This window comes from Nitrosomonas sp. Nm58 (assembly GCF_900107335.1).
Taxonomy (GTDB): domain Bacteria; phylum Pseudomonadota; class Gammaproteobacteria; order Burkholderiales; family Nitrosomonadaceae; genus Nitrosomonas.
On record NZ_FNPQ01000024.1, the window covers coordinates 1 to 13,647 of the forward strand.

The following is a 13,647-nucleotide window of genomic DNA, read 5'->3' on the forward strand; positions in this document are numbered from 1 at the left end:
GTCTTCTTGCGCGCACTTTCCAGCAGTGGGCGGATCTGCTCGAACTGTTCGCGACTGATATCACTTGGATAACTTGTTCTCATCCTGCAAATATCACACTTTTTCTGTCAAACGAAAAGACTTTGAACAGGTTCTAAGAACGGTGGGCTTAGTATAGTTCTGATGAGCTTTGCCGTAATAGAATTAAATACACTTAGTATTTAATTTAATAGGGAGTTGAAAATGGATGACGCGGGATACTACATAGCGCAGCAAAAAGAAGAAGTGCAGTTTAATCAAGCATACGGATACGGAGCATTTAACTGCAATGAAAAATTCTTTCTCTGCTGGGTAGATGGAGTTAAGTATGAAAAAGAAATAGGGGGTTGGGAGTCCCGAAGCAAGCTACTTGAAATTTTTTCCAAGTTCCATAGCAAGGGACAGATCGACAGCGATTACTTTTTGGCCAGGAGTATTCCAATCGAAGATGATGATGATGATGATGATTGGGATGACGAATCTGAATATCTGCCTAAAATTGATAATCTCAAGTGTATTTAGTTTCAATGCGATCTTCTTATCCGTCACATCAAAGCCTATCGGTACCTACAGAGACTCGATGATGTAGAGTGAAGGCGGCAGAACGCGCAGGAGTTTGCTGGTGGCAACCAGCATGGTCACAATCTGTGTGCGTTCTACCGTACAGAACAAAATTTTCTTGATGGCGATGGGGGAAGCATATGCATCTACCCCTCTCTTCATCGATTAGCGCCCGCGATTACCTGAATGGTGACTTGATTTTGGCGAAAACCAGCTTGTCTGTGGCATGGCCTGATGGCGTGCAGCTTCAGACATTTTCTTGGCAGGTTGTTTTTTAGATGAGTTTGGCGCATTGCCTGATAGCTGCTTGCCTGCCGATTTTGATTGGAGTGCACGATTGGGATTGTGTTGTTCTAGGCGCCCATTTTCCGTGCGACCATTTACTGGTGGGGGGGAGCGTTTCCCAGCCTTCCTATCGATCTGGTTTGGTTTCTTGCTTTGGCTAGCGGTGCGGCGTTGTGGTTGTCTGGGCAGTTTTGGCGTTTCGGGTTCTATTTTGATAGGCGCAATAAATCCTTCGACGATTGTTTTGGGAATCTCGCGTCTAATCAAGCGCTCTATGTCACGCAGGTATTTCATTTCTTCGTGATCCACCAGCGATATCGCCGCGCCCGGGCTGCCTGCTCGGCCCGTGCGACCGATGCGATGCACATAATCTTCGGGGATATTTGGCAGCTCGAAATTCACCACTTGCGGCAGTTGGTCGATATCCAGCCCACGTGCGGCGATATCGGTCGCTACCAGCACGCGTACCGATCCCTCCTTGAACTCAGATAATGCTTTGGTGCGGGCTCCCTGGCTCTTGTTGCCATGAATTGCGGCGGCTTTGATGCCATCTTTGATCAGCTTTTCTGCCAGGCGATTGGCGCCATGTTTGGTGCGGGTAAAAACCAGCACCTGTTGCCAGTTATGATGCGTGATCAGATGACTCATCAGATCACGTTTATGACTTTGATCCACTAAATGCACCGTTTGTTCGACCAATTCCGATGCGGTATTGCGGCGTGCGACTTCAACAAAACCCGGGTTATGTAACAGAGCAGTGGCCAGCGCCCTGATTTCGTCAGCGAATGTGGCTGAAAAGAGCAGGCTTTGTCTTTGTTCAGGCAGCAGTGCAAGAATTTTTTTAATATCGTGGATAAAGCCCATATCCAGCATACGATCGGCCTCATCCAGCACGAGGATCTCGATACCGGATAAATCCAGCGTTTTCTGGCCAGCGTGGTCGAGCAAGCGGCCAGGAGTGGCCACCAGGATATCCAGTGGTTTGCACAAGCGCGTGATTTGCGGGTTGATATTGACTCCACCGAATATCACAGCAGAAGTCAGCGGTAGATATTTGCCATAGGTTCTGACTGCTTCTTCTATTTGCGCAGCGAGCTCGCGTGTGGGCGTCAATATTAGACAGCGTGGGCGGCCTTTTGTATTGCTGGCAGCTTTTTTCTGACTCAGTAGTTGCAGAATGGGTAATGTGAAGCCGGCCGTTTTGCCGGTACCCGTTTGTGCGCCAGCAAGCAGATCGCCGCCGCTCAATATTTGTGGGATAGCCTTGACCTGGATAGGCGTGGGTGTGATGTAGCCGGCATCAGCAATGGCGTGCATGATGGGCTGACTTAATCCTAGTGTAGCGAAGTCAGGGGTGGTAAGGGTTGTTTCTAAGGTTTTTAGTTCAACAGACAAGATAATACTCCTGCGACGGCCTGCCACTCATGAGTAGCACCAATCGAGGCAGACGAATAAAAGATCAGTAGTGATCGACACCAGAAGAATATCGAACTGATCGGATGAAAAGAAAGTCGCTGCACTGATTGGTTGGGTGCAGGGATTTCGCATTATAGGGGCTTGCAGGATAAAAAAATGAATATTTATCAGACCAGTTCAATGCGGGAAGACGAGCAGAAGTTTTTTATGGTGGTCAATTCTACAATGATTGCATATTTGTTTCCACTGAGTGGAGAAGGCACAAAATATCCTTGTTTATAAGCATAGGTAAATGGGAGGGATTGATTTGTCGATTCAATTATAAGGTATTGACAAAAGTCAATACTTTCCAGGCATGTTTCTCTTATCCTTAGCGATGCTAAAGTGATCAGCTCAGTGAAAGGGCAAGGAAGATGGGCCATTATCTCAATACTGAAAATTTCCCATGTGCAACAGTGGAAGAGAAGCAAGCGCTGGCCGGCGCTGTGGAAACCATTATCGCCAATGATTTCAAGGGAGAGATGCTTCCCATGCTGGCTGGCTACCGGAAAATTCTGGAAGACAATCGACGACGTGAAGAATGGAATGGCATCCATGAGAAACTGATGACGCTGTTTAAATGTGGAAAAAGTACGCTTCTGGATGGCCCGATGATCGGTGTTCCAATTTCCATTCGTGACAGCGATTATTTCAAGGAGACAGCTAAAAAATACGACCATAGTAGATCTATGCGGTCTCACATCGAGTGGATGGCGACGCTCTGGAATGCTGCTTACGCGAGCACGGGACTTTGGATGGGAAAAACCTTTGAGCCCGTTTCCAGAGAAGTCTTCGCTGCTAAATGTGACAATAATCCGGTGATGATGGAAAGATACGATCCAACCGTCACTAGAATAGGTCGCAATTTTTTCCGTGAACCTCATCAACCCAATTTCCTGCAAAGCTTTGGTTTACCTGTTCTCACGCAGTTCTGGGAGCTGAAGGACCGCCCTCTGGATCCGAGTGCATGGGGTTTCGACAGCCCATTACTCGCGATAAATCTCGATAAGGAAAAAGCTATTCCTTATGTCAAGACAGGAGGAGTTTTCCTGGCGTTACCAGGTAATTCGGTAGTCGAGGAAATGAACGGCAAGGCAGTGTATCAACTGAATTATCGTTGGCCCGAACTCCATCCGGCTTTCCCGATGACCCGGTTGGTCAATGAACTGGTACAGATTGATGAAGGGGTTTACCTGGGTCAACTGGTGATGGCGACGCATCATTACAGCTTGGGAACCTTGCGGTTACCCTTGTCCGGAGAGTCACCTCGAGAATGGGAATTGGGTGAGGCCTATGCTGGAAACACGCAAATCGATTATGGCTATCAGAACAATGGCTTCTTTCTGATGATCGATACTTCTAGGGCCAGGCAGGTATTTGCTGATGAAGCTTTTCCAAACCTGCGGCCACGGCCCGGTGAGATTGGATGGAAGGAATTGGGTTATGACAAGTCGTCCTCTATAAAACTGGTAGTTTCTACCTCTGAAGGTGCGGACTGAAGTTGAGATTTCCATACTTACCAAGAAGAAAGACCGGTCCTTTTATTTTCTGTGCGTGACAGGATAGGAAGTGTTGCTGGCAAAAAACAACATCTTATCCTCTGCGCCCCCATAAGGATAAGCAAAACAAGTGCCGTGAAACTCACTCAAGAGTTAATATTCTAATAAGATAATCTATGTATGATGTGTAAGGATGATTATCGGTACTGAAATCAATGTGGTGAAGAGCGTTGAGAATAAAAGGCAGTCTTCTACGTTTTTTCGTGTTTTTCTTCTGGTCAGAAAGTAAATATTCTGCCTTGTGGAGGTATACAAAATGATTCTGAAAAATAAAAATCCCCATTTTGGGTGAGAATGTTGAACATGGATACTCAACAAAAACAGATTGTTGTTATAACAGGCGCTTCGGGAAATATCGGTAGTGCGCTCTGCGAAGCCTTGAGAAAAAATTATTACGTGGTTGGGCTTGATACCAATTCGTGTGATAAAGCAGATACCAGTATTGCTTGCAATCTGACGTCTGAAGATTCCGTAAAATCAGCATTTAACAAAATACGTATACAGTATGGACAGAAAATCGCTGCTGTTATTCATCTAGCGGCATATTTTGATTTTACTGGCGAACCCAATCCACTTTATCAAAGTGTCACTATTGAAGGTACCCGGCGTTTACTTAAAATTATGCAGGATTTTGAGATCGAGCGTCTCATCTATTCCAGCACAATGCTAGTTCACGAGCCAAGCGTGCCAGGCCAAAAAATCAATGAAGATATGCCCCTTAGACCTAGTTGGGTGTATCCACAATCCAAAGCCGAAGCAGAAAAAATCATCAAGCAACAACACGGCAATATCCCTTTTACTATTTTGCGATTAGCCGGCGTTTATGATAACGATAGCGCGGTACCCACATTATCTCACCAGATTGCCCGAATTTATGAACGCGACCTCAAAAGCCATCTTTATGCGGGTGATCTGATGGCCGGTCAGGCCTTTATCCATAAAGAAGACATGGTGGATCTGTTCACACGTGTAGTGGATCGCCGCAAGAAACTGCCGAAAGCCAATATCCTGCTTGCTGGCGAGAGTGAGGTGATGGGCTATCGGGAATTGCAAAACCGGATTGGTAACCTGATTTTCGGCAAGAAGGAGTGGCAAACGATAGATATTCCGGAATTTGTCGCCAAGTCGGGCGCATGGCTGGAGGAACAAGCCGAGCCCATTATTCCTGATGCCATTGATCAAGGCAAGAAACCTTTTATCAAACCATTCATGATTGACCTGGCTTCCGATCATTACGATCTCGATATCAGCCGGGCGCGAGAATTACTGGATTGGCAGCCGAAGCATAATATTTATGATGGCTTAAAAGATCTCGTTGCCAGTCTGAAGAAAGACCCTGCCAGCTGGTATAAAAGGAACGGCATTCTGCTGCCGGACTGGGTGCAAACAGCGAAAGAAAAACATAGGAACGCTGATCAGATCAGGCGCAAGCATGAAACAGAATACCGCCGCCAGCATAATGAAAATATTTGGGCGCATTTCCTCAATATGGGTCTAGCCTTTTGGCTCATAACCGCCCCGTTTATGATGGAATACGAATCGCAAGCCTTGGTCTGGAGCGATATTATTTCAGGAGGGGTGCTTCTCGTTTTATCATTCATATCCTTATCCTGGCGTTTTGGTCTGGTTCGCTGGCTGTGTGGTGCAGTAGGATTCTGGCTATTGAGTGCGCCATTGATCTTCTGGGCGCCAAGCGCAACGGCTTATCTCAACGACACGATTATTGGTATGCTGGTCATGGGTTTTGCAGTTTTAACTCCTCCGGTACCAGGTGTTTCAGCAGTGGCGGCACAAACCGGACCGACCATACCACCAGGTTGGTCCTACTCGCCTTCTAGCTGGTTTCAGCGCTTGCCGATCATCATATTGGCATTTGTCGGCTTCTTTATATCCCGCTATCTGTGCGCTTATCAGCTTGGTCATATCGATGGTGTATGGGAGCCATTTTTTGCAGGCTCCTTGCAGGATCCACAAAATGGAACCGAAGAAATTATCACTTCATCTATTTCCAAGGCCTGGCCGGTGCCAGATGCCGGGCTGGGGGCAATGACTTATGCACTCGAAATTCTGACAGGTATTATCGGTTCTGCAAGACGTTGGCGCACGATGCCCTGGCTGGTGATATTATTCGGTATCATGATTGTGCCATTGGGCATCGTTTCCATTTTCTTTATCATCATTCAACCTATCCTGATCGGGACATGGTGCACCTTATGTTTGATTGCTGCAGCGGCCATGCTGATACAAATTCCCTATTCCATCGATGAATTGATCGCAACTGGTCAATTTCTTTACCGTAGAAAGAAGCAGGGACGCTCGCTTTTACGCGTTTTCTTCCAGGGAGATACCGATGAGGGAAAATGGGAGTTAATTGAAGAGGATTTTGTACAAAGACCATCAAAAATTCTCAAGGAAATACTGGGGGGGGGCGTGACGTTACCCTGGAATTTGGTGTTGTGTATCCCCATTGGGATTTGGCTGATGTTTACGCGTGCCACGCTGGATGCAGGAACAAGTATGGCCAATGCAGATCATTTAATTGGCTCACTGGTACTGACTGTGGCCATCACTGCTCTGGCCGAGTCGGGTCGTGCCAGCCGATTCTTTATCATACCACTTGGCACCGCTTTATTAGTCACCCCTTTCTTTTATGACACAAGTATGACGTCATTGATTTCCAGTATATTATGTGGATTGCTTTTAATCGCATTCAGTTTGCCGCGTGGGGCAATATACAACCGTTACGGAAAGTGGGACCGGTTCATTGTTTGAGGGGATCGTAGATCACTCCAGGTGCGCGAATTAGAACTATCCCAGATTTTCCATTAGAAAATTTCCCTAATGGAAATGAATACAATACTGGAATCACACCGAATAATGACGGTGCAATGCTAAGCAGGCTCTGATTCTTGTTTTATAGAGCAGAAAAATTAATAGCCTGAATTTATTTTCTTTATCGCTGTTTGTGCTTGCCAAGTAGATCATCAGTATGACTCCAATCAAGCGGTCTTTGTTCAAAAGAGATAAAAAAGGAATGAAACCAGGAAGGCAAAATACCTTCTCCATTTTAGATACGCCGACAAGGGTAGTTTCTCCAAAGAATTCCAAGCGTAAGCACAGTGCATAAAAATAGTATTGCTAGTACCAAAGGCTCTTTAATCATTTGGCCTAGCCTGCTAAAACCGCCATCTAGAACCTACATTAAGGTCAAAAGGATACCGATAAGCAGGCTTAACCATTTGCTCCACATATCATATAAAAGCTTTGCGCCAGATCGGATGAGTTGGCTAGTTTCTCATGCATCTGACCCTCCACACTCGATCTTGAGTCAACCTGCAGAATTGTCATTTTGAAATGATAGTCCTTGGCTTTATTCTGAGAATCAGATCACAGGCTTCACGGACGGCGCCATGCCCACCCGGACGGGTACACACGTAATGAGCTCGCTGCAGAATTTCCGGAACGGCGTCTGCTGGACAAAGGGCAACACCTGCCTGGCTTAGGCACTCTAAATCACAGAGATCGTCTCCCATATAGGCAATATCTTGTAAAGAAATACCCCATAACTTAATCTTGCGCTCGAGTGCTGCCAATTTATTTCTTATTCCAGGATAGTATTCAGCAATATTGAGTTTTTTCATTCTCGCGGCCACAGCAGGGCTGTCTTCAGAGCTGAAGACACAAACCCTGATGCCATTTTCACGTAGCAATTGCAAACCATGCGCATCGCGAGTATTAAACTTTTTTAGCGCCTCGCCATCCGCTCCATAATACATGCCCCCATCGGTCAGAGTACCGTCCACATCCAGTATGAATGCCTTAATCTGTGAAGCACCCATCTGGATTGAGGCCAATTTCTGCCTGAGCAAAAGTTGTTCCACCACAATCCAGTCAGCTTCATCGTCTATCTCGATTGCAGTTTCAGCAGGCATCTCATGAATACCAATGCGTCCCCCTAAACGGCTCCCTGTTTCTTCCAATACTTTTGCTCGAGTCAGATAAAAGGCACCATTTTCCATTAGCCATCCTTCAAAATCCTGCCGTCTTGGACGTTTGGCAGGATGGTAGTTAAGGGGTGTTCCTGATTGAGTCCAGAAAAAACGTTTCGATGATACCGCAGTCAGCAGAGAGTCGAGATTTTCTGCAACAAATTTATGCCTGGCAGCATGGAAATCGTCTGCCTGGGTAAGCGGTGAAGTTGCCTGAATCAGACCTACCACATCAAACGATATTCGTTGTTGAAACTCAAGCAGTGCACTTTCTGTACTGGCTGTGTCTGTGCACGTTTCAGCTGAGCGATCCAGTACCGTCACACCGGAAGAAAATTCATCCAGTACCATTCTGCGGATTCTTGATGAATCAGTGGCAACGTAAATTTCGTTGAAACACTGTGAGACGATTGCCTGTTCCAGACTCCAGGCAAATAACGGCCGGCCTGCGATGGAGCGGATGTTCTTATCAGGAATCGATTTTGAATTCGCGCGCAAGGGCATGAAAGCGACCCAACGCATCAGTTGAAATGAACTCCTTTAAAACGTTTGAGCTTGTTGCGCTGTGGCAGCTCGATTTCCAGTATGGACTGATCCTTAAATGTCAATGCATTGGATACGGCGCGCACATCCCGAACCAGCTTGCGTAATCCATCCGGCTCCAATGAGGCGGCATGATCGGTTCCCTTCCAGGTTCGATCCAGAGTAAAGTGCCGTTCAATCCAGGAGGCGCCCAATGCCACGGCTGCAGAATCAACAGCTATACCGAGATGATGCCCTGAGAAGCCAATTTCCTTAATGCGTGAGCCAAATCGGTCCTGTATCGATCGTAGCTCCAGCAAGCAGACTTGTTCAAAAGGAACAGGGTAGCCTGAAGTACAGGCATACAAGACAACCCGATGGGCGGCGTCAGATGCTTCCATCAAAGCTACAATCTGTTCCAGCTCAGAGGGGGTGGTCATACCTGCGGAGATATGGATGTCACCGCGATAATTGCGAGCAAGAAATTCCAGCATGGTGAAATTGAGATTGCACGCTGACGGTATCTTGATGAATTCTGGACTGAGACTTGCAATTTCCATTGCTGAGGTAATATCCCAGACTGAGGTCGAATAACCAACGCCATATGCTTGGCACCACTGCTTCAACTGTTGATGCTGCTCGATATCAAATTCTAGAAATTCACGATGAGCACCGTAGGTTCTCCCATAGCTATTTTGAGAATTGGGGTGGGGTGCATGGTATTCTTCTGGCGTGAGCAATTCCTTATTCGATCGTTTCTGGAACTTGACGAAATCACATTTAGTGAAGCTCGCAGCGACCCTTATCATCTCCCGAGCAATCTCAATGTCACCTTTATGGTTACAGCCTATTTCAGCAACAACTTTGGGTGTTTTCATAGATAGATAATGTTGAGTGAGTCATTCAATCCTACAGACAAACAAATTTTTATTACAAATTTACTGTACTATATTCCAACTATCAGCCAAATGATATTTTCAATTTAATGGCCCCCTCCAAGAAATAGGAACTTTAGGCGCTAATCCTAAACACATGCTTTGCATAAGGTTCAACTTTGATCGTATTAAAGCGCTTCAATAACTCACCAAAACGTCCAATTTTCTGCTCTATTTCTACCACTGAGAGTTCAGGAAAACGGTGATCATGATATGCCTGCCGGTTAGGACCTGAGCGGCGCATATATAGACTCGTCAAAGCAGCCTTTAGCTTGGCAAATAGCTGCCCTTGAAGATAGGTGCCGAGTGGTTTGGCTGGCGGCTGTTTTTCATTGTAGCCACTGGCTTCCAGAACATCAATAATCCGCTCACAAGCGAATGGCCCGTCTCGTGCAGCCAGATAGTAATCGATGAGATCTTGGCGTTCCTGACTCTCCGCTGCTCCCAGATCACCCCTAAGAATCTGAGACAAAGTCTCCGCCAGCTCTTGAAAATTAAAACATTGATAACTGAGCTTGGTAGGCAAGCCCTGAAAGTCATAGTCATAATATTTGTTCAGTGTCGCTAAATAGGAGATAGCAGGAGCCCCTAGAACATAAGCCTCCAGGCCAGTCGTGCACCCATTGTGTACCATTGCTTTTGCAGCGAGTAACCAGGGAATAACATTGCCCTGATTCGTTATAATGACTCGCGGGCATTTTGCAGCAATCTCGTGGTAAAGCTGATAGCTTTCACTCGGGTGAGGCCGGACAACGATGGTTAGCTCAGGAAAGGCTTGCTCGAGCATGGGAATGAGCTGCTTGAAGTCTCCCAGAATTGCCAGCTTATGATCTCGCAGTCCTTCAGCAAATTCCCTGCTCATTCCCATGCCAGCTTGACCAAGACGTGCCGGCTTCAGGTGATTTTTTGTTGGCAGAAACAAACCCACATGCGGAATATAGGGGTTTACATCGCTAAAGTTGGTGTTGATAAGAATAAAATCTCCATAAAGATTACGCAACCTTTCAACCTCGGTAGCAAAGTAAGGGCGAATTTCTGATCGCAGCATGTCACCGCGCGGATTTCCGGTAATATGGATAGGCAGATTTTCAGGCAGCGCAGGGTACTGCCGAAGCAGATCAACATTTTCCTGACCCCAGGCAAATACATGGGATACATTTTGGATAGTCAGGGGAGACAGGCGGAGAGAAAAATAGGTGGCTGCTGGCGGATGGACCAGTGCCTCTTCTTCCCATGCAATAATCTCATGACCCAGTTGGCGTAGGATCTTAAACATCGAGTTGCTCAGGCTACGCATACTTTTCGCTAAGTAAATGCCCCTTGGAATCGAGGCCGCCTGGAAATGAGTGAAGGCCCGGGAACCGATGATGACCGGAAAACCACGCTCGGCTGCGACACAGGACAAAAGAATTTTCGCATCCAGTTCGCGAACTTGGCTTTCGACAGGGATGATAAGCGTTGAGGCTTGATTTTTCATATGAAATAGCGTCTGAATTAAACAGTCATTGGATAAAGCCGCTTAGTTGTCACGGATGTGATGGCTTTTTCATTCTCCAGCATCCTCCATCGATCGGAAAAAGCGTTGAAAATCTGGGGATTATTTGAAATAGCAATAATTTCGTGATTCAACCAGAAGGAAGGTTTCGTCCAATTAAAACTGCCAAAAATCGACCAGTTCTGACCACGGTCTTCCACTAACACAAACTTAAGATGCATGGGTAGGCCATCAAATTGCCTACACCGCCTAAAATGAATTCCGGCAGCGATCAGACGGTGTTCTACAGTCGGAGTGACACGCCGGAGCGTTGGCTCCGCAATGACTTCCACCATTGCACCGCGGTTAGCAAGCTCGATCATCACACTAGCAGCGCGCTTTGTTCTGATGTGCGATGCCGCGATGCGGACATGCGCACCTTTACCCACCTGCTGCAGGAATTGCATGACTGGATGGGGACGCATGCTGGGTAAAAAATGAATAGTGGTATCAATACCCTTGATGGCATAGTTTGCGTGAGCAGAAAATCGATAAAGTAATCCAGGTGGGGTCTGGTGCAACTGTCGGGCATGCTTTACCAGTTGCTCGACGAGCAGCGGCTCATGAAATCCAATGAGCATATTATGGCCCTGATTCTGATCGCCAATCTCCCGAATGAGATCCGGCCGCTCTTCCAGCCGGTTTCCTGATGGATTAAAAGAGCCGATGAAAGCGACGGGCTCGGGATGCGAAAAGCAGTACAACTTTTCATGTAATTGAGGTCTCCATGACCTCCTTCGAGGGGAAGGTATTCCTGGAAGTGTTATTGTACGAAACCTGTCACCCAGACCTTCTGGTCCCGAAAGCATGGCAATCACATTATCATTGGCATCGGAAACACGAGGTTTGCCTGCCAGGCACACCGTAACCCTGACTCCTCGCCTGTGGGCCTGAATGAGGGCTCTGGCCACCTCTAAATCACGAAAATAATAAGTAACCCAATCGATAGAGCCGCCCGCCGGAACAGCTGCGATATGCTGTGTCAACAGATTACGAAGATAACCTGATGATCGGTCTGGTCCACCAAAATAAACCTCGTAAGCTGATTTCATTTGCATAATGAATGCACCTCCAAGGGAACATACTTGGCAATAACGGTTCGTCTCAGATTAAACGCCAGCAGTTTACCGAGTCGGTCATTACCAACGGGACCGCTCTTGGCACGCTGGACGATATCTAAATCGGGCGCCTTATTGGTCTTGATTAAACAAGGACCCGTGACAAGTATAGCGATATCCCAGCCGATTACCACCTGATCTGAGAAGAGACGACTATGGACATGCTGTACAAAATGGATCAATTCAGGCCAGCACGGAAGCTTGCGGTGCAAGATTGGCACATTCGTCTCAGGATGTCTTTCGTACCCTCCGTCTGTCACTGTTCCCCAGGCCCCACGAGTGCCTCTTCCTGATACACCCGTCTGGATATCGACATTCGCTGCAATTCCTCCGGCATGGTAATTGTCGACGACCGAAGCGGTACTGCGCGCCATACGAAAGACCGCGTTGGTCACTTCATAGTCATCTGACTCATTATGACAGCTCATAACACGGATGGTGGCCAGCGTACCATTGGCAAGATCGATTATTTCTCGGTGGTTTATGAAGCTGTGACTGGACAAGATAGGTCTTGTGCTCTGAGGCTTTCTGCAAGCGTCCAAGTATTTCGTCTCCCGTCATGATCTTGCCATCGCTACATCGAAATTGCCCTGAACCCCAATAATTCCAACGCGAAGTACCTCCTCCACCTTGCTCAGCCAATGATTTCACGAAAAGATCCATTTCAGGCAGATCTTCTGTACCCTGCCCATCGATTTTGATGATTTGCCCTTTCTCAATAATCCAAAGGATAGGTGTTGTTGCAATGCCATTATCATTACAGCGAGTCTTGAGGTGTGCCTTGCCCTTGATGCATCCTGCACTGCGTTCGGCAGGGATAGGAAGCCCTCCATTGTAATATCGCAATAACTTGTAGAGACCCGCTTTCATTTCGAAGTGATTCAGGTATTCACCAGCATGTGCTTTCTTACTGTCATCGTGCAGTTCAAAAATGTAGTGCCGGGTGGTAGGATTGCAAATCGGTTAGCGAGTCCGATTTGCTCGTAGGCTTGCCGGGCAATTCCCTTGCCCGTTTGTTTTTTGATGAAGCGTCCATTGAGCGTAGTGAAGACTGTGGCCAGCAAGGCTGCCACAAATGGTACCAATGGGAGTGCTGCATACATTATGAAGCGATCAACCAAGCCTGGTTTCGTTCCATATTTCACGCTGGAAGTACCGATGGATTGAAGTTGCTACCGTACCATCATCGGGTAGCTCGGAGAAGATCAAGAATGCCCCACTCAAATCAATTTTTTTCATTGCTGTGATTCCTCCCAATTTGCATCAGGCAGATACATGATGAGTTGAATTAGCTTTCCACACTCCCTTATTCCTAATCCAGGAGGCACAGCTCCATCCTGTACTTATTACCAGTTTGAGTTACAAATTATCGTAAAACAGGAGATGAGTGAATACGTGCAAATACGTAGGAATAATCTTCATGTTGCACGAAAGAGATCGGCTATAGAAGTGCTAGCAGGAATATTAAGAGTTGCTGAGAAAGCACAGATAAATGCAGCATGCATCTGCCTTCTCTGGTCGTTCATCGCACTGACAAATTACTTGGAAAGTAATCTGGCTGGGTAATCTTGTGTCGTCGTCTTTTTAAGCGATAGCATCTTTATTTCCAACCTAAACTAAACGCCACGGCCCCAAAGTGTTGGTGAAACACGCAACAGAAGAGGAATGCCG

Annotated in this window: 12 protein-coding genes and 1 pseudogene; 3 read left to right on the forward strand and 10 right to left on the reverse strand. The window is 46.8% G+C overall.

Features of this window, described 5'->3' with window-relative positions; genetic code table 11:
• Window positions 1-83 (reverse strand): annotated as a pseudogene (locus tag BLW34_RS15625) (IS5/IS1182 family transposase); the annotation flags it as partial.
• 139 nt (window positions 84-222) lie between these two features.
• Between BLW34_RS15625 and BLW34_RS09940 the strand changes: the two are divergent.
• On the forward strand, window positions 223-540 hold the full coding sequence (locus BLW34_RS09940) for a hypothetical protein (RefSeq protein WP_090578953.1): 318 nt from the start codon (window positions 223-225) through the stop codon (window positions 538-540).
• 45 nt (window positions 541-585) lie between these two features.
• Here the strand turns inward: BLW34_RS09940 and BLW34_RS16135 are convergent, their stop codons facing one another.
• Window positions 586-741 (reverse strand): PIN domain-containing protein, encoded by a 156-nt coding sequence (locus tag BLW34_RS16135; RefSeq protein WP_177166010.1) that lies wholly within the window; start codon window positions 739-741, stop codon window positions 586-588.
• 3 nt (window positions 742-744) lie between these two features.
• Complete coding sequence (locus BLW34_RS09945) at window positions 745-2,181, reverse strand: DEAD/DEAH box helicase (protein WP_090579046.1); 1,437 nt, start codon at window positions 2,179-2,181, stop codon at window positions 745-747.
• 512 nt (window positions 2,182-2,693) lie between these two features.
• Here BLW34_RS09945 and BLW34_RS09950 point away from each other — a divergent pair.
• The gene (locus BLW34_RS09950; RefSeq protein ID WP_090578956.1) at window positions 2,694-3,818 is read left to right on the forward strand and encodes a hypothetical protein; all 1,125 of its coding nucleotides are present in this window, start codon (window positions 2,694-2,696) and stop codon (window positions 3,816-3,818) included.
• Between the two features lie 363 nt (window positions 3,819-4,181).
• Window positions 4,182-6,650 carry an NAD-dependent epimerase/dehydratase family protein gene (locus tag BLW34_RS09955; protein ID WP_256203731.1) on the forward strand — a complete coding sequence of 823 codons (2,469 nt, stop codon included), beginning with the start codon at window positions 4,182-4,184 and terminating at the stop codon, window positions 6,648-6,650.
• Window positions 6,651-7,222: 572 nt separating this feature from the next.
• On the opposite strand, the gene BLW34_RS09965 is transcribed toward BLW34_RS09955, so the two are convergent.
• From BLW34_RS09965 to BLW34_RS16950, 7 genes are all read right to left on the reverse strand, one after another.
• A complete protein-coding gene (locus BLW34_RS09965; RefSeq protein ID WP_090578964.1) occupies window positions 7,223-8,389 on the reverse strand; it encodes an N-acylneuraminate cytidylyltransferase in 1,167 nt (388 codons plus the stop codon).
• Window positions 8,389-9,267, reverse strand: coding sequence for an N-acetylneuraminate synthase family protein (locus BLW34_RS09970; protein ID WP_090542811.1), 879 nt, complete (start codon window positions 9,265-9,267; stop codon window positions 8,389-8,391). Before BLW34_RS09970 ends, BLW34_RS09965 begins: the two co-directional genes overlap by 1 nt.
• A gap of 133 nt (window positions 9,268-9,400) precedes the next feature.
• Complete coding sequence (locus tag BLW34_RS09975; protein ID WP_090578967.1) at window positions 9,401-10,801, reverse strand: surface carbohydrate biosynthesis protein; 1,401 nt, start codon at window positions 10,799-10,801, stop codon at window positions 9,401-9,403.
• A 17-nt stretch (window positions 10,802-10,818) separates the two neighbouring features.
• Window positions 10,819-11,916, reverse strand: coding sequence for a phospholipase D-like domain-containing protein (locus BLW34_RS09980; protein ID WP_090578969.1), 1,098 nt, complete (start codon window positions 11,914-11,916; stop codon window positions 10,819-10,821).
• On the reverse strand, window positions 11,907-12,404 hold the full coding sequence (locus BLW34_RS16940) for a sugar-transfer associated ATP-grasp domain-containing protein (protein ID WP_256203732.1): 498 nt from the start codon (window positions 12,402-12,404) through the stop codon (window positions 11,907-11,909). Before BLW34_RS16940 ends, BLW34_RS09980 begins: the two co-directional genes overlap by 10 nt.
• The gene (locus BLW34_RS16945) at window positions 12,391-12,846 is read right to left on the reverse strand and encodes a hypothetical protein (RefSeq protein WP_256203733.1); all 456 of its coding nucleotides are present in this window, start codon (window positions 12,844-12,846) and stop codon (window positions 12,391-12,393) included. Before BLW34_RS16945 ends, BLW34_RS16940 begins: the two co-directional genes overlap by 14 nt.
• A gap of 11 nt (window positions 12,847-12,857) precedes the next feature.
• On the reverse strand, window positions 12,858-13,121 hold the full coding sequence (locus tag BLW34_RS16950) for a hypothetical protein (protein WP_256203734.1): 264 nt from the start codon (window positions 13,119-13,121) through the stop codon (window positions 12,858-12,860).
• Between the last annotated feature and the right edge of the window lie 526 nt (window positions 13,122-13,647).